Annotated in this window: 19 protein-coding genes and 1 pseudogene; 9 read left to right on the top strand and 11 right to left on the bottom strand. The window is 71.2% G+C overall.

What is annotated here, in order from left to right; genetic code table 11:
* Positions 1-176: 176 nt before the first annotated feature.
* Positions 177-1,067: an LPXTG cell wall anchor domain-containing protein gene (locus ABZS54_RS22855; protein WP_355538978.1), complete on the bottom strand. Its 891-nt coding sequence runs from the start codon at positions 1,065-1,067 to the stop codon at positions 177-179.
* A 407-nt stretch (positions 1,068-1,474) separates the two neighbouring features.
* Here ABZS54_RS22855 and ABZS54_RS22850 point away from each other — a divergent pair, with 407 nt between their 5' ends.
* Positions 1,475-1,735 (top strand): hypothetical protein, encoded by a 261-nt coding sequence (locus tag ABZS54_RS22850; RefSeq protein ID WP_355538975.1) that lies wholly within the window; start codon positions 1,475-1,477, stop codon positions 1,733-1,735.
* A gap of 73 nt (positions 1,736-1,808) precedes the next feature.
* Here the strand turns inward: ABZS54_RS22850 and ABZS54_RS22845 are convergent, their stop codons facing one another.
* On the bottom strand, positions 1,809-2,750 hold the full coding sequence (locus ABZS54_RS22845) for a DUF1838 family protein (RefSeq protein WP_355538972.1): 942 nt from the start codon (positions 2,748-2,750) through the stop codon (positions 1,809-1,811).
* Between the two features lie 717 nt (positions 2,751-3,467).
* Here ABZS54_RS22845 and ABZS54_RS22840 point away from each other — a divergent pair.
* From ABZS54_RS22840 to ABZS54_RS22830, 3 genes are all read left to right on the top strand, one after another.
* Positions 3,468-3,941, top strand: coding sequence for a carboxymuconolactone decarboxylase family protein (locus tag ABZS54_RS22840; protein WP_355538969.1), 474 nt, complete (start codon positions 3,468-3,470; stop codon positions 3,939-3,941).
* Positions 3,942-4,104: 163 nt separating this feature from the next.
* Entirely contained in the window at positions 4,105-5,028 is a 924-nt protein-coding gene (locus ABZS54_RS22835) for an RNA polymerase sigma-70 factor (protein WP_355538966.1), read from the top strand.
* Between the two features lie 391 nt (positions 5,029-5,419).
* Positions 5,420-6,769 (top strand): hypothetical protein, encoded by a 1,350-nt coding sequence (locus ABZS54_RS22830; RefSeq protein ID WP_355538963.1) that lies wholly within the window; start codon positions 5,420-5,422, stop codon positions 6,767-6,769.
* Between the two features lie 173 nt (positions 6,770-6,942).
* On the opposite strand, the pseudogene ABZS54_RS22825 reads toward ABZS54_RS22830, so the two are convergent.
* Together ABZS54_RS22825 and ABZS54_RS22820 are read right to left on the bottom strand one after the other, a co-directional pair.
* A pseudogene (locus tag ABZS54_RS22825) lies at positions 6,943-7,371 on the bottom strand (CocE/NonD family hydrolase); the annotation flags it as partial.
* A 196-nt stretch (positions 7,372-7,567) separates the two neighbouring features.
* Positions 7,568-8,569, bottom strand: coding sequence for an EamA family transporter (locus tag ABZS54_RS22820; protein WP_355538960.1), 1,002 nt, complete (start codon positions 8,567-8,569; stop codon positions 7,568-7,570).
* Between the two features lie 83 nt (positions 8,570-8,652).
* Here ABZS54_RS22820 and ABZS54_RS22815 point away from each other — a divergent pair, with 83 nt between their 5' ends.
* From ABZS54_RS22815 to ABZS54_RS22805, 3 genes are all read left to right on the top strand, one after another.
* Complete coding sequence (locus ABZS54_RS22815) at positions 8,653-9,618, top strand: LysR family transcriptional regulator (protein WP_355538957.1); 966 nt, start codon at positions 8,653-8,655, stop codon at positions 9,616-9,618.
* Between the two features lie 493 nt (positions 9,619-10,111).
* Entirely contained in the window at positions 10,112-11,680 is a 1,569-nt protein-coding gene (locus tag ABZS54_RS22810; RefSeq protein WP_355538954.1) for an ABC transporter substrate-binding protein, read from the top strand.
* 326 nt (positions 11,681-12,006) lie between these two features.
* On the top strand, positions 12,007-12,300 hold the full coding sequence (locus tag ABZS54_RS22805; RefSeq protein WP_355538951.1) for a hypothetical protein: 294 nt from the start codon (positions 12,007-12,009) through the stop codon (positions 12,298-12,300).
* 184 nt (positions 12,301-12,484) lie between these two features.
* Here the strand turns inward: ABZS54_RS22805 and ABZS54_RS22800 are convergent, their stop codons facing one another.
* The gene (locus ABZS54_RS22800) at positions 12,485-13,678 is read right to left on the bottom strand and encodes a permease-like cell division protein FtsX (RefSeq protein WP_355538948.1); all 1,194 of its coding nucleotides are present in this window, start codon (positions 13,676-13,678) and stop codon (positions 12,485-12,487) included.
* Between the two features lie 284 nt (positions 13,679-13,962).
* Here ABZS54_RS22800 and ABZS54_RS22795 point away from each other — a divergent pair, with 284 nt between their 5' ends.
* The gene (locus ABZS54_RS22795) at positions 13,963-14,778 is read left to right on the top strand and encodes a class I SAM-dependent methyltransferase (protein WP_355538945.1); all 816 of its coding nucleotides are present in this window, start codon (positions 13,963-13,965) and stop codon (positions 14,776-14,778) included.
* Positions 14,779-15,046: 268 nt separating this feature from the next.
* On the opposite strand, the gene ABZS54_RS22790 is transcribed toward ABZS54_RS22795, so the two are convergent.
* The 3 genes from ABZS54_RS22790 to ABZS54_RS22780 form a co-directional block, all read right to left on the bottom strand.
* Entirely contained in the window at positions 15,047-16,369 is a 1,323-nt protein-coding gene (locus ABZS54_RS22790; protein ID WP_355538942.1) for a S28 family serine protease, read from the bottom strand.
* A 319-nt stretch (positions 16,370-16,688) separates the two neighbouring features.
* Positions 16,689-18,299 carry an alpha/beta hydrolase gene (locus tag ABZS54_RS22785; RefSeq protein WP_355538939.1) on the bottom strand — a complete coding sequence of 537 codons (1,611 nt, stop codon included), beginning with the start codon at positions 18,297-18,299 and terminating at the stop codon, positions 16,689-16,691.
* Positions 18,300-18,682: 383 nt separating this feature from the next.
* Entirely contained in the window at positions 18,683-19,687 is a 1,005-nt protein-coding gene (locus tag ABZS54_RS22780; RefSeq protein ID WP_355538936.1) for a DUF2278 family protein, read from the bottom strand.
* A gap of 267 nt (positions 19,688-19,954) precedes the next feature.
* Here ABZS54_RS22780 and ABZS54_RS22775 point away from each other — a divergent pair, with 267 nt between their 5' ends.
* A complete protein-coding gene (locus tag ABZS54_RS22775; protein ID WP_355538933.1) occupies positions 19,955-21,109 on the top strand; it encodes a hypothetical protein in 1,155 nt (384 codons plus the stop codon).
* A gap of 30 nt (positions 21,110-21,139) precedes the next feature.
* On the opposite strand, the gene ABZS54_RS22770 is transcribed toward ABZS54_RS22775, so the two are convergent.
* Genes ABZS54_RS22770 through ABZS54_RS22760 form a run of 3 tightly spaced genes read right to left on the bottom strand, consistent with a single transcriptional unit; the run spans position 21,140 to position 25,265 of the window.
* Positions 21,140-22,543, bottom strand: coding sequence for a hypothetical protein (locus tag ABZS54_RS22770; RefSeq protein WP_355538930.1), 1,404 nt, complete (start codon positions 22,541-22,543; stop codon positions 21,140-21,142).
* A complete protein-coding gene (locus ABZS54_RS22765) occupies positions 22,540-23,817 on the bottom strand; it encodes a CHAT domain-containing protein (protein WP_355538927.1) in 1,278 nt (425 codons plus the stop codon). The genes ABZS54_RS22770 and ABZS54_RS22765 overlap by 4 nt, the downstream gene beginning before the upstream one ends.
* On the bottom strand, positions 23,817-25,265 hold the full coding sequence (locus tag ABZS54_RS22760) for a hypothetical protein (RefSeq protein WP_355538924.1): 1,449 nt from the start codon (positions 25,263-25,265) through the stop codon (positions 23,817-23,819). The genes ABZS54_RS22765 and ABZS54_RS22760 overlap by 1 nt, the downstream gene beginning before the upstream one ends.
* Between the last annotated feature and the right edge of the window lie 75 nt (positions 25,266-25,340).

Genomic DNA, 25,340 nt, shown 5'->3' with positions numbered 1-25,340 from the left:
CACCACCCCCTCCCCCCCCCCCCGCCTCTCCCTCTGGGGGCCCCCGCCGGGGCCGCGGCGGCGCCGGCCTTTATTTGGCCCGCCCGGGGGGGGGGGGGGGGGGGCCCCCCCCCCCCGCGCCCCTTCACCGTTCGGGAACGTGCGCTGCGCGGGACGGCGCCGCGAGCAACCGGCGCTTACCGGGTGGTGCGGCGGCGGACGGTCACGAGCGCGCCGCCACCGAGGAGCACGAGCGCGCCGCCGGCGACCGTCAGCGGCAGGGCCGTCGCGCTGCCGGTCCTGGGCAATTCGGTGACCTGCGGGTCGGTCGCCGCGGTGTCCTTGGTGGTCTTCGACGTGGGCGTGTCGGTACCGGGCCCGGTCGGTGCGACGATCTTGAACGGGTGGGTGACGACGTCCTGGTCGACTTCCCTCACCAGCCAGGGCTTGAGGCTGCCGTTGGTGATCCGGGTCGATACCGACGCCTTGATCGTCACGGAGAGCTCGACCGTGATCGACTTACCGACCCGCAGGGTGCCGGGAATGTCGAAGTCGACGTGCAGGCTTTGCCCCTCTTGTGTGACGGCGAGCGTTTGCATGGCCTTGCCGGGGACCTTGAAACCGACCGTGACGTCGTCGGGCTTGGCGTACGCGTTTTCGCCCGTGAGGTCGAGCAGGATCGCGAGCTGCGGCGATACGCGGTCGTTGTACTTGGTGGTGTTGGTGACCGTCAGGCGGCTCTGGAAGGTCTTGCCGCGGGTGACCGTCGACGGTACGTCGGCGGCGAGCCGGAGCCACGGCTTGTAGCCGGGCTCGCCGACGTGCGGGTCGTCCTCCTTGGGAGTGGCGGCCTTGGTGGGAGTGGCGGCCTTCGTGGGAGTGGGGGCCTTGGTGGGAGTGGGGGCCTTGGTGGTGGGCGTGGTCTTGCCGTCGCCGGGCGTCGGTGCGGCGGAGGAGGACGGAGGGGTCGGAGTCGGGTCGTCGGCCGCGTGGGCGGTGCCTGCGGCTGCGGGCAGGGCGAGTGCGACCAATACGGCGACCGGAGTGCCGACCGCGAAACGGCGGGCGAAAGAGGTTATTTCGGGCATGCGCATGACGGAGTCGTCCCTTGCTTGAGTAAAAGGTGAAAAGAAAACGAACTTGGAGTCCCGGGTGCCGCCGGAGCCGGTGTCCCGGCCCCGCTTGCTGCTTCCCGCCGCTCCTCTGTTGCTGCCGTCGCTACTGGTTCCGCGGGATTCCGCTGATTGCTGTCGATTCCTTCGGTTGCAGCTCTCGATCAGATAGACGCGCCTTCGTCATGTTGGTTGCGTCCGAAGTGAAAAGTGGTGAAGAAGTTCTCGGAGAGCCCTACGACGTGGCCTACTCGGTCCGTCGATGACGCGGGATGCGCGCGTGCGGAGCATGGGCCGCTCCCGGGAATGTCACGTTCGCGACGGCGGTTCGTGAACGAAGTGAACGGCGGGACCGTCGTGACACCCGAGCGAGGGGAACCGGCATGCCGCACGCACAACCGAGTGACGCCGACCTGTACTACGAAGTCGCGGGCGACGGCGAGCCGCTCCTTCTCGTCCACGGCTCCTGGACCGACCACAACAGCCGGCGGCCGGTCGTTCCCGGGCCGACCGCGTCCTACCGCGTCGTGACCTGTGACCGCCGAGGCCACGGCCGGAGCACCGGGCCGGCCGGCCCGGGAGCCCGCACCCAGGACGAACGAGGGGTCCTCGTCGAGGCCCTGCGGCACGACGCGCCTGGGTGAAGACACCGGCCCGTCCCGGGAGTTCATGCGCGGCAACGGCCCGGGCGCGGTGTGGGGCGGGTGCGTGGGCGGCTCAGTGGGTCGTGTCGCGCCATTCGCGCCAGGTGAGGCCGCGGGGGGCCAGTTCGTCGGCGTGGAACGCGGTCCAGGTAGTGGTGTTGGGTCCGGTGCCGGGCGCGTCGGGGGCGCTCGTGTACAGCGGGTGGTGTGCGCGTACGAGGTCGGCCAGCCACGGTTCGAGCGCGTCGAAGCCGTCCAGCGTCCAGGCGCGCGCGTGGTAGACGAGGTTGCCCGGCGTCTCGCTTTCCGCGATGCCCATCGCCGGCACGTACGGGCAGATCCGGCTCCAGCAGTTGGTGACGGGCATCGCTGCCGGCCGAGTGGCGGCATCCGTACCGGAGTACGCGCGGGCGTCGTCCTCGTGCACCAGGAAGTCGAACAACTCCCATGACGTGTACGTCGAGTTCGCGAGGCCGAAGTCGTCGTCGATGCCGTAGCGGTCGGCGAGGCGATAGACGGGCGGCACGTCCAGGGTCCACACCAGGTTTCGATGGACCTGCCGCGGGGCGACGGAGGCGGCCAGCGGTACCTCGGCGGGGCCGAACACCGCGTACAGGGCGCCGTCACGGATGCGATAAGACAGTTGCACGCGGTCGTTGGCGATCGGCGGGAGGGAGCGGGTGTGTCCGTCCAGCGGGTTCGTCCACTCGGTCAGGACGGTGCCGTCCTTCGGGTCGGTGTAGAAGACGATTTCGCGCGAGACCATGTGCAGGTCGTGGGTGCCCGGCGGATTGATCAGCCGGCGGATGTTGTAGCCCTCGACACCGAACAGCGCGCGACCGTGCGGGAAGACCTTGCCATGGACGTCACCGGGCACGTGATTGTGGACCGTTCCGCTGATGCGGTACAGCATGTCGTGGCCGTCGGGGCGGCCGAGCAACCGTACGAAGAGCCGGGCGTTCACGTCGTCGAGCGACGCGATCAGGGCCTCGGGCGATGTCTTGCCGGGTTCCATGCGCGGTGTCCGTCCATTCGTCTCGATCATGTCCGCCCACATCTTCGTCGGCCGAACTCCGAGCGTCGGCCGCTCCGGGATTCGGTCGCCCCACTTTCGGCAGCCTACGCTGCGAAATCGCCCGTTCGCGGTGGACTTCATCCGCAGCCTTGCCCATGGAGGACGAAGCGGGAAAAGATCCGTGGTTGTGGAGGGTCTACGTCCTATCGGAGCCGTAGCAACTCCGAGGCCCCCGGAGCTGTTGCGTGCGAAGTGCGGGGAAGCAGCCGTGAGGCGGCTGTTCCGCTGCCCTGGTCGGATGTCGAGCAGGCCGTTTTGATCGCGGTGAATCGCGTATCCGGCGACGACGTGGCCTGGCGCTCGACTATCGCAGCGATCCCTGCGACCCCGTGTCGTGAGTGGCGACTTCCGGACCAACCCCCACGCTGCGCGTGGCGCTTCGTGGCGCCGTCCTTCACGGCCTTCGCCGCCGACCTGGGTCGGTGAGCGGGCGCGCCCCGGTCGGCTGCGAGCGTGGGGCCGCCATGCCGTGCCGGCTTCCCTGTCTCCGCCGCCGCCTGTTCCTCGACCACGACGTGCGCACCGGCCGGTGACCGTCGGGCGTCGATCGAAGCGTGCCGGCGGCGGGAGACGCGGGTCACATTCGTCCATGTCACAGGGGGTCGGGCTGCCTCGTCTCAGGGGGTGTAGCCACCGACGACCACGAGGGAGCACACCATGGACGCGCGACTGAACTACTTCGCCGGCCCCGTCGACAGCAAGGCATTCAAGTACCTCATGTCGACGGGCAAGGCGATCAAGGAATTGCCGCTGCCCGCCGCGACGCAGGAACTGGTGGCACTTCGGGTGAGCCAGATCAACGGCTGCGCCGTCTGCGTCGACATGCACAGTAAGGAGGCCGCGGCCGCCGGCGAGACCCCGGTGCGGCTCCACCTGGTGGCGGCGTGGCGGGAGGCGACGGTCTTCACCGAAGCCGAGCGCGCCGCGCTGGAATTGGCGGAGCAGGGGACCCGGATCGCGGACGCGGCCGGCGGGGTCACCGACGAGGCGTGGGCCGATGCCGCCAAGCATTACGACGAGGAGCAACTCACCGCCCTGGTGGTCCTGGTCTCGTTCATGAACACGGTGAACCGGCTGAACGTCATCACCCGGCAGCCGGCCGGCAACTACGAAGCCGGGCAGTTCCACTGAAAGCCACGGGCTTGGGCAGAGCAAACGCGCCCGGGGGCCACTGCGGCCCCCGGGCCCCGGGCCGGGGGCGTTACCCTGGCCCGCCGGTGGTCCTGCCGATCACGGGAAGCCGCCCGCGTCGGCGCGTACGACCGGGTGGGGGCCACGGGGAAGGGAAGTCGGCGTGAGCAAGGTCGAGGACTTCGAGGAGTTGCGGCCGCTGCTGTTCTCGATCGCCTACCGAATTCTGGGCAGCGTGAGTGAGGCCGAGGACGCGGTGCAGGAGACGTGGCTGCGCTTCGACGGTTCGGCGACCCGGCCCACGTCGACCAAGGCTTTCCTGTCGGCGGTGGTCACCCGGATCTCGATCGACGTGCTGCGTTCCGCGCGGGTGCGGCGCGAGGAGTACATCGGGCCCTGGTTTCCCGAGCCGCTGCTGAACGATCCGTATCAGGACCCGGCGCGATCGGTGGAGCTGGCCGACTCGGTGTCGATGGCGGCGCTCCTGCTGCTGGAGCGGCTGAGCCCGCTGGAGCGGGCGGTGTTCGTGCTGCGGGAAGTGTTCGCCTTCGGGTTCGCGGACGTCGCTGCGGCGGTGGGGCGTTCGGAGGCGGCATGCCGGCAGCTGCTGGTGCGGGCGCGGCGGCATATGGAGGCCGGGCGGCCGCGGTTCGAAGCCGACCGAGGGGAGCGGCAGGAACTGGCGACGCGGTTCTTCGACGCGCTGAGGAACGGCGACGTGGGCGGGCTGCAGAATCTGTTGGCCGCCGATGTGCAGCTGGTCGGGGACGGTGGCGGCAGGGCTCCGCAGCTGGCCAGGACCGTTCTGGGCGCGGCGAATGTGGCCCGGCTGCTGGGCACGGTCTTCCCGTGGCTGCTCCGGGTGGACGTGACATTGGAGCCGCGCGAGGTCAACGGCCAACCCGGCGCGATTCTCCGCGACCGGGACGGCCGGATCCTGCAGGCTCTGCTCATCGAGGTTCTCGACGGACGGATCCAGGCCATCCGCGGGGTGAGCAACCCCGACAAACTCGGCCACCTCGGGCCGGTCGCCGACGCCTGGGCCGTCGACCGCGAGGTGAAGCAGGTCCGCCGACGGATGCGCTGACCCCCTCGACCGCGGCGCGGGCGGATGGGTCGGCCGGTGGTTTCGGAATCGGGCAGCGGACCGGGGTCCGATGCCCTCGGGTCATCCGGTCCCGGCCGAGTCCTCCAGGGATCAGCCGAGCTCGGGCCGATGCTGTGCGGGGCCGCGAGCGAGGGGAGCGGACGAGTGGTTGGGTCGTGCCCGTGTACTCGCTCGCCGCGCGCTACGCGTCCGTCTCCCGTGCCCGCGGCGCGGACGTCTGCCGTCGTCTCGGCCCCGGCCGCGTCGCCGGCCGAGTTCGTCCACGCCCCACGTCGCCGTCGGGTCGATCTCACTGCCTCCGGGGCGGTCCGGCTGCTCTCGACGCGGTGGAGACTCGGGCGGGTTGGGGTGGTGGCAGTAGCCTGAATATATGACGAAAGGTGTATTTCGTTGCGGGTGGTTGCCGTCGTGGATGGCCGGGCTTGGGGCGGTTCTCGTGGTCGTGATCCTGGCCTTCGCGTCGGGGCCCGCGCATTCCGCATCCGGTGGGGGCATCGGGACGATCGCGGCCTCGCTTCGGGACGATCCCGTGTACACCGTTCCGGCGGCCACGAACGTGCTGCCCGCCGATACCGCCGATGCGTTGCGGGCGAGGATCCGGTCGTCCGGCAAGCCGGTCTTCGTGGTCGCGGTACCGGCCGACTCGCCGCTCGCGACGGCGGGTTCGCGGGCGGCGGTACTGTCGGGCCTGCGCGAACAGGTGGGCCGACCCGGCGTGTACGCGATCGCCGTGGGCCGTACGTTCGATGCCGCGGCCGATGCGTCGGTCATGTCCCGGGCGCGGCTCGCCACGCTCAAGAGCGACGCGGTCGCCGCGCACCAGGGTGACGGACCGGGGCTGTTCACCGCTTTCGTCGACGGAGCCGTGGCCGACGCACAGCAGGGGTCGGCGCCCGCACGCGACGGCTCGTCGTGGACCGGCCTCGCGGTGGTCGCGGTCGTGATCGCCGCCGGGGTCGGCGTACTCCTGTTCGTGCGCAGGCGCAGCCGTACCCGCCGGACGGCGCAGGCACGGCAGGAGTTGGAGCAGGTGCGGCCCGTGGTCGACGAGGACATCACCGCATACGGTGAGACGCTGGAACGGGCCGCCTTCGACCCGGGCGCGGCCGACTCCGACGACGGCATGCGCGCCGAGTGGACGAACGCCCTCGACGCCTACGAGCGGGCGAAGTCGGCCATGGCGGCGGCCCGCGAACCCGGGGACGTGCGCGCGGTCAGCGAGGCCCTGGACGACGGACGATTCGCCCTCGCGACGCTGGAGGCCCGACGCCGAGGCACACCGCTCCCGGAACGCCGACCGCCGTGCTTCTTCGACCCACGGCACGGTCTGTCCGTGCGCGATATGCGATGGGCACCGGCAGCCGGCGCCGAGCGGGACGTACCGGTCTGCGCGGCCGACGCGGCCCGCCTGGACGACGGTCTCGACCCGGCGATTCGCGAGGTGGACGCCCCCGGTGGTCGTCGCCCCTACTGGGAGGCCGGCCCCGCGTACGGGCCGTGGGCGGCCGGCTGGTACGGCGGCATGCTGCTGCCGGGCCTGCTGATCGGGACCACGCTCGGCGCGTCCATGAACATGGGCTACGCCGCCGACGTGGGCGCGTTCGGGGCGGGCGACGGCGGATTCGGTGGCTTCGGCGGCGGTGACGGCGGTTTCGGCGGTTGGGGTGGTGACGGCGGGGGCGGCTGGGGTGGCGGCGGAGACGGCGGCGGCTCGTTCTGACCCCACCGCCGATGTCGCGACGGACCGTGTTGCCGGTCGGCCGGGACAGCCGCCGCCACGATCTCGCCGAGAAGAGCAACGCCGGCACCGCGGGAATCCCGCGGTGCCGGTGACGGTCCACCGGGCCCGCCGCGTCTTCCCGTCTCGACGAGGTGCACGCGGACGACACGGTCCGCGGGTTCGCCCGATCCGGTGTTGCGGGCGAAGCGCGGGTGGGCTCCGCCGCTCAATTGCAGGCGGACACGATGCCCGGGAAGGAAGCGGTGGCCGGTCGAGCCCATGGCGACAGTGCCCCGGGTCGGTGTGCTGCCGGCCGGGGACAGTCGCAGGATGCCGTCGCATACGTTGGTGGACCGGCCGCGTTCGTCGACGTCGCACAGCCGGGCGAAGACGTCGGCATGGTCGGTGCCGGTGACCGCGAGCACGTCCGCGTACACGGGACCGCAGACCTCCAGCGGCTCGGTCAGCGGTGCCGTGGTGAAGGTGAGCACGTCGTCGCGGGCCTCCAGCGCGGTGTTGTCGCGGTCACCGGCCTTGGGGGAGAGGGTGGAGCCGCCGACCGAGGGCGTCGGATCCGCGCGGTCCCAGCGCAGCGTCACGGGTTCCGAGTTCGATCGACTTCTGACACATCTCGTCGACGGCCTGGCCGCAGCCCGCGGAACGGCCCGCGCGTAGCGGCGTTGCCCGGGCGGCCGCGGAGGTGGCGTCGGGCCGGGGACGCGGTCGGGTGCGCCGCGCGGGTGGGGAGCCGATGCGGGCCCGGCCGACGGGTGCCGCCGTGGCTTTCCCGGTCTCGTCTCACCGAACCGGCGCGGCCCCGAGGTCGTTGGGGTCGGCCGCCGACAGGCCCTCGTCCGGGGGCGCCGGGTCGCCCGGCGGGACGGGATCGAGGTGCCCGTCCTCGGGGGCGGGGGTCGCGCGGGTCTCGGTGCGGGTGACGGCGATGCCGGCGATGACCACGAAGACGACGCCGGCCGCGGGCATCGGGCCCGGGATCTGGTCGAGCACCACCAGGCCCATCAGCAGCGCGATGGCCGGTTCCAGGCTCATCAGCGTCCCGAAGGCGGAGGCGCTCAGTCGGCGCAACGCGAGGAATTCCAGGCTGAACGGCAGCACGGCGCTCAGCACGGCCAGCCCCAGCATGATCAGCAACAGCTGCCAGGTCACGTCGCCGAGCCCGGTGGGGGCGGCGGCGAGCATGGCGACCAGGCCCGCCACGGGCATCGACACGGCCAGTCCGTTCAGACCGGTGACCCGGTTGCCGACGTGTTGGGTCAGCAGGATGTACGCCGCCCAGCAGGACGCGGCGGCCAGCGCGAAGCCCAGACCGACGGGGTCGGTCCCGGCATGCCACGGCTCGGTCAGCAGGACGACGCCGATGCCGGCCAGGGCCGTCCAGCGCCTGCGTCCGGGACCCGATCCGTACAGGGAGACCGCCAGCGGGCCGAGGAATTCCAGTGCACTCGCGGTGCCCAGGGGCAGGCGTGCGACGGCGAGCATGAAGAACAGCATCAACCCCCCGCTCACCACGCCCAACAGCGTGCACGCCCACAGATCCCGGCCGGTGAAGTCACGGCGCCGCGGCCGGACGAGAACCAGCAGGAGCAGGCCCGCCCACGCGAGTCGCAGCCCGGCCGTGCCCAGCGCGCCGAGCCGGTCGATCAGCGGCACCGACAGTGCCAGTCCGAGCTGGACGGTGGACATCGCGGCGACGGCCATCAGGGCGCCCGTCGCGGCGTCCGGCAGGTGCGGACGCGCGGCCGTGAGGCGCGGGCGGGTATGTGGTGGCGGCGTGCTCATGAGTCAAGTAGAAGACTTTGTCATCGTTCGTGTCCACGTGCCGATTCGAAACGAATCGTTCGGGAATCGTGGACAATCGAGGGATGGAGACCCGACGTCTACAGGTGCTGGTGGAATTGGCCCGGCTGGGCTCCATGCACGCGGTCGCGGACGTGCTGGGCACCGGCACCTCGACGGTCTCGCAGCAGATCGCCGCGCTGGGCCGGGACATGGGAGCCGCCCTGATCGAGCCGCACGGGCGACGGATCCGGCTCACCCCGGCCGGGCGCCGACTGGCCGAACACGCCGTGACCATCCTCGCCGCCGTCGAGCAGGCGCATCACGACCTCGCACCCGGCGCGGAGCCCAACGGCACCCTGCGCATCGCCGGGTTCGCCACCGCCATCCGCGCCCATCTGCTGCCCGTGGTCACCGACCTCGCCGCCGACCATCCGCGCATCCGCGTGCTGATCCGCGAGCACGAGCCCGCCGAGGCGTTGGAACTCCTGGCCGAGGACGGCACGGACCTCGCACTGACCTACGACTACAACCTGGCACCGGCGGCCGAGGACCCGACCGTGCGGGCCATACCGCTGTGGACCGCGCGATGGGGCCTGGGCGTGCCCGCGCACGCCGACGACGCGGCCGACGCCGCGGGCACGACGGCGGAGGTCTTCGCGCGCTTCGCCGACCACGACTGGATCGTCAACTCCCGCAACACCGCGGACGAGACGGTGATCCGTACGCTCGCCTCGCTCGCGGGGTTCACCCCGCACGTCACACACCAGGCCGACAGCCTCGACCTGGTCCAGGGCATGATCACCGCCGGCCTCGGCGTGGGCCTGTTGCCCCAGGACATCGTCATGATCCCCGGGGTGCGGCTGCTCCCGCTCACCCTCCCGCACGTCGACCTGCGCGCCTATGCGGTGGCCCGCCACGGCCGGCTGAACTGGCCCCCGCTTGCCGTGGTGACGGACCTGCTTCTGCGCCGGACCCCGGATGCCGCGAATCCGAACCGGCCCGAGGGGCCCGGAGGGTGGCCGCCGCGAGGGCCCGGCGGCGGTCGCTGAATCCCACCAGGCTCTTGCGTGCGCCCGGCGCATAACTTTGCCGCATCGGCAATGTTTCCTCTTCGTCGAAGACACCCTCGGCGAGGCGGCAACCGCACCCACCGGCGAAGGCGCGAGCGGGGGTCTCGCGTGGGCCCACGGAGGCATCGCGCCGCGTGGTGTTCGGCTTCGCCTCGGTTGGTCGACGGGCGGACGTGGGGTGGGGTGAACCTTGAGAAGACTGCCGGACGCCGTCGGCCTTGCCGTTGGTGATACGGACGGAATCGGCGGTCGTTCTTCGTTCACGTGGACGAGACGAGGTGTTCGGGCGCTGCCTACCGTGAGCGTCCTCTGCGGCACCTGCGCCGTTCTCCGAGGAGGTATCCAGCATGGGACGATCCGCTGCGGTCGGGTCCGCTGTCCGGACGGCGGGTCGGGACACTCGTACGCTGCTCGGCGCCGCATCGAGGGGCGAGCGGTCCGGGCGCTCCGCCGTTCCCGCCGGCGGTGTGCGATGAGAGGCGCCGCGCGTGGAGCCGCGACGGCGGTCGCCCTGGGCCTGCTCGCCACCGGCTGCGGTGCCACCGGCGGTTCGAGCGCGGGCGGGAGGGACACGATCACCATCGGTATCACCGACGACCCCGGCAACGTGTCCCCGCTCAGCTCGCTGTCCAAGATCACGTCCCTGATGAGTCGGTTCTCCTACGACAACCTGGTCAACGTCGGTCCCGACGGAAACATCGTCTCGGGCGTCGCCGAGAAGTGGACGTCCGACACCCTCTCGGCGACCTTCACCCTCAGGCGGGACGTGACATGCGCCGACGGCAAGCCGCTCACCGCGTCCGCCGTCGCGGCGCAGTACAACTACATCGTCGACCCGAAGAACACGTCGCCGCTGTACGGCCTGTCCGTGGCACCCGGAACCGTCGCCACCGCCGACGATGCCGCCAACACCTTGACGCTGCGCACCCCCGAGGCCACACCGTTCCTGCTGCGGGGCGCCACGGGACTGCCGCTGGTCTGCCCCTCCGGTCTCGCGGCACCCGATTCGCTCACCCACGCGACCAACGGCACCGGGCCCTACCGGCTCACCGAGGTCGCCACGGGCGACCACTTCACCTACACCAAACGACCCGACTACGTCTGGGGCCCGAACGGCGCCGGCTCCGCCGAACTGCCCGAGCGTTTGGTCTTCAAGGTCGTCTCCAACGAGTCCACCAGGGCCAACCTGGTCCTGGGCAAACAACTCGACATCGCCCAGGTCGGCGGCGCCGATCGCATCCGGTTGACGGCAGCCGGACTGAAGGCCCAGATCCAGCGCGATCCGCTCGGCATGCTCTTGCTCAACGAGGCACCCGAGCACGTCACCGCCGATCCGGCGGTGCGCTGGGCACTGATCGCCGCGCTCGATCTCAAGCAGTTGGGCGCGGTGGCCACCGGTGGCAAGGGAGAGGCGCCGACGAGGGTCGCCACCACGATGTTGCCGCCCTGTCAGGCCGACGCGGTCGGCGCGAACACCCCGCCGCACGCCCCCGCCCGCGCCGCGGAGGCACTGCGGGGCGCCGGCTGGAAGAAGTCCGGCGGGTACTGGACCAAGGACGGCAGGCAACTGTCCATTGTGCTGCCGCACTCCACCACGGGAGGTTCCCAACTCCTCTCCGCCATCGAGTTGGCGATCGAACAGTGGAAGTCGTTCGGCGTGAAGGTCACCCGCAAACCGCTCACGAACGGGACGACCGGCGAGGTGCTGGCCTCCGGTCAGTGGGACGTCTCGTGGACACCGATCACACTCGCCCAACCCGACCAGCTCATCCCCTTCTTCAGCGGCCCCGCAGGGCCCGACGGGCTCAACTTCGGCTCCATCGACAACCCCGAGTACAAGCGCCTGGTGGGCCTCGCCATGACCAAGCCGGATATTGCCGGCTGTGACGATTGGACGGCCGCCGAAGCGGAGTTGATCAAACGAGTCGACGTGGTGACGTTCGTGGACTCGCTGTCTCCCTACTTCTCCACGCCCGGGACCACGTTCGTGATCGACGGCGCGGGCATCGACCCGATGTCCATGCGCCTGAACCGCAAGTAACGCCTCCGGCCGCCCGGCCCCCGTCCCCAAGCCGTTCGATCCGGCTTCGGGACGGGGGCCGTCGGCTGTCGCGCGCAAGGCAGGCAGGGGAGAGGGCCGGGTTTCGGTGTGCGATGCCGGCGCTGCCGGGTGTCCGTGGCGCACCCGGCCCGCCGGCTCCCGAGCGCGGACGTACGCCCGCGCATACCGCCGGCGGGCACGGCTTTCGGTCTCTCCTGCGCACGGGTCCGGGCGTACACGTCACACTTTCGGGTCGACGTTCGTCTACATCGCATGGGGGTCGTACCTCGTCCGCCCTGGTCGGCGCCGAACAGGTCGCGCGACACATGCTCACGTCGGCCCCGTTCTTCCTGCCCTACTCCCGCGCGGTCGTGGTCAACGGCGGCCCGGGACGCCTGGTGGGCGACCCCAGCCTGCCCAGCGGCATCGCGGGCTTCACCGTGGCGGGCGGCCGAATCGTGCGGATCGACGTGATTGCCAACCCCGAGAAGCTCCAGGGTGTCGCGCTGGACATCGTCGACGAGGCCGATCCCGTCGACTACCCGGACTTCAGCCGGATCCCGCACGAGGCGCCGACGGGCGACGATGGTCCCCGACGCCTGGACGACACCGACGGCTGACCCGCCGAACCAGGGGCCGCCGGCCACCGCCGGCCCGGGTGCGCGCCCGGACGTGCGGGTGGCGGCGTCCCCGCCCGTGCCGTTGCCATGCCGACGCCCGTTCCTGTCGCTGTCGCTGTCGCTGTCGCACCCGATCGTGAGGCTTCGATCGTCCTGGAATCCGTACCCGGGCGCGGTGTGGTGATCAGTTCCGGACGGCGGTGTGCAGATATTCGGCGGCGCGGCGGACCAGTCGGTCCAGGGCGGTGGGGTCGACGTCTACGTCACCCAGGACGGAGACGGTGGCGACGTTGGGCCCCATGCGCACGAGGATCGAGTCGACGGCCTTGGGGCCGCCGCCCTGGTTCACGACGATGCGCATGCCTACGGCCTCCTCTCCGACGGTGGGGGCGGCGATCGCACGAAAGCGTGCGGTGCCGCCGTTCCACGGGAGGTCGAGGTCCGCGCAACCGGTCACCATGGCACGGGACTTGGCCAACTGCACGGCCGCGCCGTCACCTTCGTAGACCTGGACGGAGGCGACGAGTTGCGTCCCGGTGCGGTCCTGCTCGAAGATCCGGTCCGCGCCGAGGGCGACCCTGGTCGGGCCGGTCGGCACACTCTGGAGGGCCCGATCGCACCCGGCGTCACCGCTGCTCCCCGAGTACGGCGCCGCAGCCGGCTTGGGCTCGGTGTCCGTCAGGGCGCCCGCGCTCCACCCGGGGCCGACGTCGTCCACGGTCAGGACGGCGCGCCGGGCCCGATCCGGGGTCAGTGGGGCCGCCATGCCGGTCCGTGGTGGCGCCGCGGGGTTCCCGGGCCCGGTGGGCAGGCCGGAGGGGGTCTGGGTCATGGTCGAGGCGACGCCGGGGCGTCCGTCGAACGCGGATTTCACGGCCGCGACGGTGCCGGGGTCCTTGAGCTTGACGCGGAACGACTCCGGCAGTTGCTCGGCCGTCATCGCCTCGACGAGGGGTGTGTTGCCGTTCTGCACGCGAAACAGCTCCCATGCCTGGCGCCGGTCCTCGAAGTACACGTGCTTGACCTGCGGCATGGCCTGAAGGGCCGTGCGGATCTCATCGCGCTGGGTGCCGGTGACGGCGCCGGCGGAACAGCCGCCGGTCTTCGCGTCGGAGACATGACACAAAAACACGGCCAGGTCCACCTTTCCCGCCCAGAAGTCGACGCCCGGCGGCAGGTTGTCCATGGACCACGCGGGGGCCTCCTCGGTCGCCTCGCCGGAGCCGGGCGACCGCGGAGACTCGGTGCCCCTGGTCTGTCTCGGAGGCAACTTCCCGCCGTCGCCGGAACACGCGGCGACTGTCGTGATCGACAGCAGTGCGGTCGCGCATCCGACGGCGACCCTGCCGGCGACGCAAAACGTGATGCGCTTCGCCATGTCTGCTCCCCCCGACGTGAACTTCTCGGGCAGTGAGCCTAGTTGGTGGCCTTCCCGTCCGGTCTCGTGGTGTCGCCGACCAGTCGTCTGCCGGGAAGCGCCGAATTGTCTCAGCCGGCGGTCGTAGTCGATCGAAGCTCCGGCCGGTCTGTCCGAAGTCCACTTGATGTCCATATTTCGAGATGGGAATCTCATTATGCGACATGGAGCGTACGGTGTCGTGTACCGGTCGGCGGCGCGATGTCGCGGGTTCCGGGACCGGAAGAAGACGCGAAGGGGACGTCATGCCGAAGGAAAGCGCCGTCTACACGCATGGGCACCATGAATCCGTGCTGCGCTCGCACACCTGGCGGACCGCCGCGAACTCGGCGGCCTATCTCCTCGACTCGCTGAAGCCGCACATGAAGATCCTGGACATCGGCTGCGGTCCGGGCACCATCACCGCAGACCTGGCGTCACTCGTTCCCGACGGCCACGTCACCGGCGTCGACCACGCACCGGACGTCCTGGAACAGGCGCGCGCCACGGCCGCCGAAGCGGGCCTACGGAACGTCGAGTTCGCGGTCGCAGACGTCCACGCGCTGGACTATCCGGACGACACCTTCTGCGTCGTCCACGCGCATCAGGTACTGCAGCACGTGGGTGACCCGGTGCAGGCGCTGCGCGAGATGGTCCGGGTCACCAAGCCGGGCGGGATCATCGCCGCCCGCGACGCGGACTACCCGACGATGGCCTGGTTCCCGGCGACACCGGGCATGGACGACTGGCTCGACCTGTATCTGCGGGTGGCCCGCGCCAATGGCGGCGCGCCGGATGCCGGACGGCGCCTCAAGTCCTGGGCGCTGCAAGCGGGCTGCACCGACATTACCGCCTCGTCGAGCACCTGGTGCTACGCCGATGCGAAGGAACGCGCCTGGTGGAGCGGCCTGTGGGCGGACCGCACGCTCGCCTCGTCGTACGCCGACCGCGCCACCGAGGGTGGCCACGCGACGACCGAACAGCTGCGCGCGGTGTCGGAGGCGTGGCGGGAGTGGGGGCGGCAGGAGGACGCGTGGTTCTCCGTCCCGCACGGCGAGATTCTCTGCCGCAAGCCGTCCTGATCCGACCCGGTCGCCCGCGTGACCTTCGAGGTGACGGGCCCCTTCCGCGACGCGGCCTGACGCCACACTGCGCCGCGGACCGGGCTCGGGCGGGACGGGATTTCGACGGCTCGGGTGTAGGCGCCGAGGTCGGCGGGCACGGCAGCCGGAGCCGGGGTGTTCGGTCGTAGGTTCGCGATTGCGAACGGCCCGGCATCCGGCCCCTCCGATGGCCCGGCCACACGCCCCCCCGGGGGGCGTATCTGCGAGCAGGTGGATCACACCCGGATCACACCCTGGCCCACCGGCGCAGCGCGGCGGTCGCGCGGGCGGCGTCCTCGGGTGCGAGGACATCGATCCTGGCGCTGTGGCCCGCGTGCGGCGCCATCAGGACCTGCGCGTCACGGCTGCCCGGGCCCAGCCGGAACGGCTCGGCACGGACCGGGTCGTTCTCGCCGTAGACGAAGAGTATTTCGCTGCCCCGCGACCGGACCCAGCGGTCGATGTCGCGCATCGCCCCGGGCTCGAACCGCAGCGGTATTTCCCGAGGCACGTAGCTACGCACCTCCTGGATGCCGGGGTAGCGCAACAGACCCTCCAGATGCGGGGTCGCGACCTGCATGTATCCGAGCTGGGTGCCCAGTTGGTAGAAGTACGGCTGGAAGAACTCGACACTGCTGTCCGTGTAGACCGCCAGTCGGGAGATCCCGTCGACCCACGCGTACAACTCGTCGGAGGATGCGGCCGGCGTGGGCGCGCCGGCGCACTTCGACTCGCCCGCATACATCCAGAACATCGTCGGCAGGCGGAGCACCGCGAGTTCGAATGCCTTGTCGACGCTGCCCAGGGTGTCGAAGGTCTGCCCGTTCACCTGGGCCCATTGCGCGTAGCGGGCCACCATCTCCTCCCGTCGCCCGAGTGCTTCGCGCTGCACCGTCTGCAGAGCGGCCCGGCACTCGGGCGTGCCCACCCGGGCGAGGAATTCGTCGTATGCGGTGTCGTCGCGGTCATCGGTGTTGTTGGGAGCGGAGTAGACCACGCTGCCATCGACGTCGTGCGGGTAGAAGCGCCGATGGTAGACGGTGGTCATGCCGCCCTTGCTGCCGCCGGTGGATATCCATGAACCGCGGTAGATCGGCTTGAGGGCCTGGATCAGCCGGTGGTGGTCGTCGGCCGCCTGACGGATGTTCAGGTTGGCCGGGTCGGCGGGGTCGGGGCGGGATGTGCCGAAGTAGCGCTGCTCGGTGTAGATCTGGTTGCCGTCCACAAGGGTGGTCGGCTCGGAGCGGAAGCTCGGACCGGCGCCGAGGTCGTAGCCGCTGGTGTACAGGACCATCGGCCGTCGCGTGGAGACGTGTCGAAGGCTGAGCCGCTGTTCGAAGGAACCTCGCTCGGGACGCAGGTGGTCGGTGGGCTGACGGTAGGTCAGGTCGAAGTATCGGACGCCCGGCGTGACGGGCTTCTCGTCCAGCACCCGCATGCCCGGTATCGCCTCGATCAGCGCTCGGATGTCGGACTCGTCGGCCTCGGCCATCGCACCGGCTGCCGCCGCCTGTGCCCGGGCCGGGACCGCCGTGCCACCACCGACGAGCCCGAGCACGACGGAGAACACGGAGAGCACCGCGAGTCTGCGTCCGCCCCGCCGTCCCGCGCGCCCGCGCCGGGCCGCCGGTGCCGCTCCGACGCCGCTTCGGTCTTGATCGTTGATCGCGTTTGTCATGCCTCAAGAAAAGCCGGAGTCCCCATGCGGGTGGATCCCCGAACCGGGGGAATCGCCTCCCCCGCCCGGGGGATGCCGGACCACCGACACCGCACCCCGCACACCCCCGGCACCAGCCGGCATGCGATCGACGCCGGACCCGGTCCGTGCCGACGGGCGTGAGCGAAGATTCCCGGTCACGCCCGTCGGGTGGTGCACGCCGGTGGACCGGCTACTTCACGCAGGTCGGGTCGGTCGCGGGCAGGTTGCCCGTGGCCAGGTAGGCGTTGACCCGGCTGTCGACACAGGCGTTGCCGTAGGAGCCGAAGACCCCGTGCTGGTTGGCGCCCCGAAGGGTGACCAGCCTGGAGCTCGGCAGCTGGTCGTGCAGGGCGACGGAGCCCTTGTAGACGGTGCGCGGGTCGCCGGTGGCGGCCACGATCATGATCGGGGCGTCGCGCCGCACCCGGGTCGGCTCCTCGCGGGGCCGGTCCCAGAAGGCGCACGGCACGATGTTGTTGCTCAGCGGGCCGAACAGCGGGTGTGCGGCGCGACTGCGCTGGACGTCCCGCCAGTAGACCTCCGGGTTGCGCGGGGCGGCGACGTCACCACAGAAGATCGCGGACTGCACGCTGCCGTGCGGCGAGCCGCCGTCGGTCAGCGCGAACTGCAGGAGCCCGATGAGGCCGGGCGACGACGGGGCCGGCAACCCCTGTGCGGCCTTGTTCAGCACCGACACCTGTTCGGCGAGGGCCGCACGGGCCGCGTCGCTGTCGTCGGCGATCCCGATGAAGTACACGAACGGCACCTGGGTGTCGTCGACCCGGAAGACGTCGGGCGCGGTGCCGACGGTCAGCGGGTTGCGCGCGGACGCCGCGACGATGCGGTCCGCCGCGGCGAGCACCTCGTCGCGGGTGCCACCGAGGCCGTAGACGTCGTCGCGGCTCGCCGCCCACGCGGCCCAGTCGCCGAACGCGTGCTCGTACTCGGCCTCGCCGCCGCGCAGCGTCCGGGAACCGTAGTTGTTCGGGTCGAGCGCCCCGTCGAGCACGACCCGGTCGTAGCGGCCCGGGAACATCTGGGTGTAGACCGTGCCCAGATAGGTGCCGTACGAGTAGCCCAGGTAGGAGATCTTCCGCTCGCCCAGCGCGGCCCTGATGACGTCCATGTCACGGGCGGTGTTGCGGGTCGTGACGTACGGCAGCACCGAGGCGTTGGTGGCGCGACACCGGTCGGCCAGGTCCTTCTGGAGGGTGACCTGACGGTCGAAGGTCGCCCGACCGAGACCGGCCGAGAAGATGTTGGTGCCGACCGGCCAGCCGCAGTCCAGCCGGCTGCTGCGGCCGACGAAGCGCGGGTCCATCCCGATGATGTCGTAGCGCGCGCCGACGTCCTTCATGGCCGTGCGGATGTCGGGCGGCGCGCCGATGGTGTCATTGCCCGGGCCACCGTTGTTGAGCAGCAGCGAGCCGATCCGACGATGGGTGTCGGTGGCTTCGAGCCGCGAGATCGCGACGGTGGTGGTCCGACCCCAGGGGTCGGCGTAGTCCAGCGGCACGGTCACGTTCGCGCAGAACGCGCCCGCCTGCTCCAGATTGCGGCCCACGGCGTCGTCCGGGCCCAGGACACAGCTGCGCCAGTCGAGGCGTTGGTGGTTGAAGCGGTCGAGCCCGGCTCCGGACGTCGCCACGTCCGTGCCGGGGTCCGCCGGGGTTGCCGCCGTGGCGGACAGCGTCGTCAGGCCCGCGGTGAGGATGAGACCCGTGGCCAGGGCGGTTGTGCGCCGAGCCGCTCGATACATGCCGGAGAAGGATCTCTTCACGCCGTGCTGTATGGAAGTCATAAGGTCGGACGGTAGGGGGCGCAGCGTCCCCGCCCATCGACGTCCGCTACGAAAATCGGTGTGGTGTGCTGTGCCAACGCCCATATGTACAACCGAAGTTCGACTTCGGCGAAGCGGATCACAGCTCCACCACGTCCGCGTGACCGGGCTTTCCTCGGCGGGGCCGAACCCGTCGACGGCGAAGTCGGAGCGCATGAACGCCATTTCGGCGACCAGGAGACGGAGGGGTCGGTTGGGGCGGGGGCGGGGCACGTGACCTGTCTCTTCCAGCGTGACAAACGCGGCTCCCGTACGCACCTTTTGGCCGCACGTGCCACCGATATCCGCCCGGACATGCCACGCAGGGGCGCCGCGCACCCGCGCCGCCCCTGCGCACGTGTCGATCAGAACACGATCGTGCATCCCTCGCGCCGCGCTTGGTCCGCGGTGTACGTGACACCGTGCACCTTGAGCCCCGCCGGATCGATCAGGGTGATCACGCCGCCGCGGTTCCCCAGGTGGAACGTCGGGTTGCCGGGCACCACCAGGACCGCACCGGGCGCCGGCGTCGTCGCGGGGAGAGGCAGCGCGGTCTTGTCGCGGTCCAGGAGTTGCCAGCCGTCGAGCATGATCGGTGCGGGGGAGGCGTTGAGCAGAGTGACGGTCTCCGCCTCGGGTGCCGGTCCCGGAGCGTTGACCAGCGCCGCGACGATCCGCATCGGCTCCTCGCCCGAACCCGGGAGGGGCGGCGCGGTGTCGAGGGTGTGGCCTGTGGTGTCATCGGTGTGCCACGCCTGGGACTGGAAGGCCAGGAAGACGGCCACCCAGCGGCCGTCCGGCAGGCGAATGAGCAGGCCGCCGTCCTGCCAGACCCCGTCGTCCTTGCGGAACTCCTCGCTGTTGCCCTGGTTCATGTGCACGTCGTGCACACCGTTGCCGGGCAGGAAGCCGAACACCTGGTCCGGCTCGGCGGGTTCGGGGCCAAAGCGCCCGCCGAACACGTAGACCGCGGCCGCCGGATTGCCGATCGCGCGTTGCACGTAGTGATCGAGCAGATCGGCCAGGTCGTTGTCCTCGCCGGGCAGGTCCGGGGGCAGCGGCCGCGCGGTCGCCGGATCGAAGAGGTTGGCGCGGATGTAGTCGAGCGCGGCTCCGCCGGGCCGCGAGGCGAGTGTGGTCCACCCGCTGCCCGCGGCCGGCAGGGAGTCGGTGAGCGGGTGGCGGAAGTCCTCCACCACCACGAACAGCAGCTCGGACGGCGCCTTCTTGGACAGCACGTTGATCGCCGCACGATACATGGTGCCGGCGTCGTCGGCCAGATGGATCTGGTAGTGCGGTGTGCCGGTGGCGCCTTCGCGTACGCGCGCCACCGCCCGCGCGGCCAGAACTCCATAGTCCCTCAGGGGCATGGGCATCCCTTCCCACCGGGCCCGGTCCCGTCGCCGGGCGGACCCGGCCATCGTGGAGGGCCGGCACACCGGAATCGAGCGCGACACACCGCAGGACCGCGACCCGCACCCGATCGCCGGCCCAAAGCGATCCACGGCGGAGGCACTCGCATACCACGCCGAGCAACAGCACGGCAGGCGCTCCCGGCGCGTCCATCGGGGTGACGCCGGACCTGAAGAAGCCGATCGAGCCCGAATTCGTCCAGCCCGTCGTTCATAGTCGAATACATGGAGTCAAACCCGACACCCGCGGAGCAGCCTCCGCCGCCGCCCCCCGGCAGTTTCCGTCGAGTCGGGCGCTCGCAGGCCCGCAACGTCCGACGGCACGAACGCGGACAGTGGGAACTGCGCGAAGGGCTGCGCTCTCGCGTCATCGAACTCGAGGCACTCCTCAAGAGCAAGACCGCACCGGGTCCGCTCGCTCCGAGCGATCAGGTCCTGGCCGACCAGGCCCTCGAGTCGCTCGATGAGGCGAAAAGGGCCCTGGGGCACGAACACGGCCGACCGGCCGCACACATCGCGGTCGCCCAGACGCAACTGGACGTCGCCTACATCATTCTGCTGCGGCTGTTGACGCTGGAAGACATCACCGCACACCTTCCCGGCATCGTGGCCTTCATCAAGGAGCACCTGCCACTCGGCGACGAACGCCGCGCCCACGTGGACGAAATGGCGCTGTCCGTTCGCGGGGGCGACACGCTGACCGAAAAGCAGCGGGAAACGTTGGTCGACGCCTCGACCGTGGCACACCAGGTGCACCTGAAGGAGAAGCTCAGGGTTCGCAGTTTCGCGCACATCGTCTTCGGTGTCACCGCGGCACTCGCGATCATCGCCACCCTGATCGCCCTCGCCGGTGCCTCCTCGCCCGGGACGGTGCCGCTGTGCTTCAACCCGCCGGGCGTCGGCATCGTCTGCGCCACCGCCACTTCCACCGTCAGTGCCGGTTCCGCAACGAACCGCGACCAGTTCGCCGGGCGAAGCCTGGACCAGATGTACGCCGACGTCGCCTCCCAGTGGGACTACCCGGTGGTCGAGCTGGTCGGCCTGGTCGCCGCCGCCGTGGCCGCCGCCGCGTCGCTGCGCCGGATCCACGGCACCTCGACGCCGTACAACGTGCCCGTCGCCCTGGCCCTGCTCAAGCTCCCCACCGGCGCGCTCACCGCCCTTCTGGGCCTGTTGCTCATGCGCGGCGACTTCGTTCCCGGCCTGAGCGCGCTCGACTCGTCCGCGCAGATCATCGCCTGGGCGGTCATCTTCGGCTACGCGCAGCAGTTGTTCACCCGCTTCGTGGACAACCAGGCCCAGTTGGTCCTCAATGCCGTCGGCGGCCCGACGACCCACCCCGCCAAAACGACACGCAGCTCAGCGGGCCAACCGGGCTGAGCCGCCGCGCCGCCCGTCGAGGACGACGCGTCACGGCCCGTCGCCGCCCGACGCGGGCAGGGCCACGGTCGGGTCGCCCAGCAACACCAGGCTCTGTCGATCCAGTGCCGAGACGCGCAGCCTGGTCAACGTCTCCCGGACCGACGTGTCGCCGCCCGCCAACGCCTCCCTCAGCCGGGCCCACCGGGTGTGCAACTCGCCCACGTCGGCCCGGTATTCGGCCAGGGCCAGGCCCAGCGGCTCGCCCGCGTACAGATGCGTGGACAAGGCGGAGACCAAGCGCCCGCCGAGTCCCTGTCCGGTGTCGTCGACCTGCAGGGTCCAACTGAAGGTGGGCTCGACGTGACCGAGGACGGCCCGCACCGGGTTCTCCCGGCCGAGCAGTTCCAGTGCCGCGGGTGCCACCATCGTGCCCAGCCCCGCGACGGCCTCGACCGCGCCGAGGGCGGAACTGCCGACCGGAAGCAGCCCGGCGTAGAAGCTCTCGCCGGCGGCGCCGGCGGAGCAGCACGCCTGGGCGTACCAGACGCAGCCACCGGGCATGGCGTCGCACAGCGTGCCCAGCGGCACGGTGGTGTGCGTGCCGTCGACCGGAAGCCCGAGCGCGGCCCGCATCTCGGCGGGGTTCCCCAGCGGTCCGGTGCGGCCGTGGCTGGACGTCGCGAGCAGTCCCGGGCGGATCTCGGCCAAGGCGCCCAGCAGCGCCGCGCCGGTGGCCTCGGCCGCGGTGAGATCGCGGAACTGCGCGAGCGGGGGCGGCGTGAGGCGCTCGGCCAGGGGCGCGGCGATCACCGCGCGCATCAACGCGGTGATGTCCGTGGGCCCGTGGTCGACCGTCCAGGTCAGCGCCCGATCCGCGTGGGCCTGCGCGTCGCTCCAGCCCGCGAGCAGCGCGTGCACGTAGTGGGCGAGCGGCTCCCCGGACAGGGGGATGCGCCCGACCAGGTGCCGGGTACCCAGGGCGTACTGCACGGACCAGGGGATCACCTCGGGGCCGCCGATGATCGCCACGTACTTGGGGAGCCGGCCCCGGCCGATCCCGAACTCGGACAACCCGATGGCCGGTTCCTGGGGCAGGCCCTGCGCGAAGTACCTGCGCAGGAGGTGGTCGGGCAGGTCCGGGCTCCAGCGCAGCACCGCGGTGTCCGGCCGTGCCGCCAGCAGTTCGCGTACCGGCGCGGCGGCGTCCTCGCCGGCGGCCTTCGCGGCGTCGGACAGATTCGGATCGGTGTCGTCCGGCAGCAGGATCCCGTAGCCGACGTCGGCCGAGCGCCAATCGCGCGGATCGGCCGGCGGGCCGAAGGGGAGCACGGCCTGGGAGTGCGGGATGCCGCGCGTTCCGGCACCCCAGCGCGCCGCATCCTGGTCCGGCGTGGCCCGCGCGACCTCGTCCCCGGTCCAGGCGTTGAGCTGAATGTCCGCGGGCAGAGTCATCGACCCCCACCCGCCGATCGGGCCCGCAGGTCGGCGATCAGGGCGTCGACCCGGTCCAGCAGGGTCCGGTCGACGGTGATCGGGTCGAGCGTCGCGCGGAACCGCTCGTAGGTGTCGAGCTGCCCCTGCAGGTTCGCCGTGTCGGACAACGCCACGGCGGAGCTCGACGTGATCCGCAGCGGTTCGTCCTGCACGTAGAGCACGGGATCCGACCACGAGTCGGTCTGCGACGGGTCGGCTTGTGCCATCGCCTGGCGCGGCGCGGTGAAGGTCGTGGCCCAGTCGATCTCGTGCTCTCCGGCATCCTTGACGGCGATGCGGACGGTGGCGAGCACCTCCGGGTACAGCGCGGCGCAGAACCGGTCCGTGTCGTTGAGGTCGATCAGCCTGCGCATGCCCGCGACGGCGGGCAACCCCTGCGAGACGAGTTCGTGGGCGAGCGAGAGCGTGTCCGAGGTCTGTGCCGTCCGGCAGGCACCGAGGACGACCAGCCACGGTGCGCACGGGTTCAGCGCGACCACCAGATCGGGCAGTTTCAGCTGTACGGAGCCGACCGGTTCGCCCGCGTCGACGTCGGCGGTGTGCGCGAAGGCCAGTGTCCGGACACCGCCGACCGCCCCACCGTGACACAGCAGGTGCACGATGTGTGGCCGGGCCGCGGTGATGCGCCCGGCCAGATCGGGCGCGTTCGCGGGGATCGGTTCGGCGCTGACGTCGGGTCGTCCGGCGGCCGCGACGGCATCCAGCACGGCCTGCTCGGCGCTGATCACGTGCAGCCGTGTGTCGACCGCCCGGGCGTCAGGCAGCGCCGTGGCGGCCAGCAGGGCCTGCAACTGGGGCACGCCACTGCGCAGTGCCGCGGACAGCACGGCGACGATCGTCAACGGCGGGGTGAACGTGCGGCGATCGACGGGGCTGCGGATGGCGGCGATGCGGGCGATCGGCCAACGGGCGTCCAGGGCGATGAACCCCTGGAGGACGGAACGGAGTTGCTCCCAGGGCAGCTGATCGGCCTGGTTCGAGACCATGTGCAGGTACAGCGGTCCCGGTCCGGCGACCGGCGGCTGGGCCAGCGCGGCGTTCAGCCCCTGGCTCACCGCCGGATGCCGGCACAGCCGCTCCAGCAGGGCCTCGCCCCGGGAGGTGATCGTGCCTCCGGGGTCGGTGACGTCGGTGAGTTCGTTGGTACCGAGCCCCGGGATGTTGGCGGGTGCCTCCCGCAACTTGAGCACCGTGCGATCCCCGAACGGCTCGAAGCCCAGGACGGTACGCATCACGACTCCCGCATCCGCCGGTCGACCAGGGCACGCAGTTCGGCGATGGCCTGCCCGACCCCGCGGTCGTAGGCCTGCTTCGCGGCCGGGGTCTCGCCCGGAACGCCCGCGGTCCGTACCAGCGAGGCCACCTGGTTCTCGATGTAACGCGTGGACGCGGCGACCCACATCGGCACCGACTCGGCGTTCGCATAGCGCGCGGTGATCTCTTCGCCGCCGGCCACACCAAGGGCGTTCGGCAGGATCTCGCCGCTGGTCGCCGATTCACCGATCGCCGCTCGCCCGCTGAGCCAGACCTGCCCGGGCCGGTCGGGATCGGGCCAGGCGTCCCTGAGCGCGGCCTGCACGAACTCGGGCTGGAGGTACGCGAACAGCGAGGGGTCACGCGGGATCGGCACCGAACCCGGGGCGCCGGCGACGAACGCGTGTGCCCGTGCCAACGCGTATCCGGCGGGATCCAGCGGCAACGCGGTGTAGAACGTCGGCCCCGCACGCCGCAGACCGACGTGGTCGGCCATGATCCGGGTGGCCGAGTCGCACGGATTGTCCGGGGGCGAGCCGAACGACAGCACGGACGCGCCGACGCGGTCGGCCAGGCGCCGTACCCGGTCCGAGGTCACGTACGCGCGATCGGATCGGTGGGTCGGCGCAGCGGGATCGGGGCTCACCGACAGGACCGGGCGGTTGCCCTCGAACGCGCCGTCCGCGACGATGTGCAGCGCCCGCACCGCACGGCCGTCGAGCCCGGCGGTGATCCAGTCACCCCACAGCGGCGGGCCCGTCGCCGGGTGCGCGTCGGCGTCGTCATGCCGGCGCGGCGGCCCCGATCGGGCGAGCAGTGCGGCGTCGCCGGGGTCGTGCAGGTGCACACGCGGTGCGTCCGGACCCTCGGGCGGCAGCGCCCGCAGCGCCTGTTCGGCGCCCCGGTCGGTGAACACGTGCACATCCACCTCAGCCGCGACGGAGGTGCGCAGGCAGGAGATGAACGACGAGAGGTATCCGGCGACCCAGGCCGCGTTCGGCGCCACGGACACCGCGACGGCAACGGTCCACACCCGCCCCGGGTCGGATCCCGGCGGCAGCCGATCGGGAACCCGCAGGAGCGGGCGACCGGTGGCGGGGATCAGGGCGCCTTCCCACGGAACCCCGCCCAGGTGGCCATACGGTGGGACCAGCCGCAGCCACAGCGCGGTATCCGCCTCGAAGTCCGCGAGCAGGCAGTTCTCGACGGCTTCGACCAGATCACGGGGCACCTTCAGCCCGGTTGGCGGCTCCGTGCCTTCGGAGAGCCCGAACGTGCCGTAGTCGAATTCGGCGTGCCAGTACGTCGTCGGGTTCTTCGCGGGATACCCGACCAGTTCGACCACCGCCACCGGCGACGACCGCGTCAGGTCGAGCCGCACCCGGAGCACCGCCAGGCGCCAACTCTCGATGAGAGCCTCGGCCATCACGACTCCTTCGTCTCGGGCCGACCGTTTCGGCCACCGGCGACTGCGCCGGGCGGCGTATCCGGTCGCGGGTGC

Source organism: Embleya sp. NPDC005575 (genome assembly GCF_040605455.1).
Taxonomy (GTDB): Bacteria; Actinomycetota; Actinomycetes; order Streptomycetales; family Streptomycetaceae; genus Embleya.
Note: the sequence above shows the minus strand (reverse complement) of the source record. Positions and strands in the feature narration are given on the sequence as shown.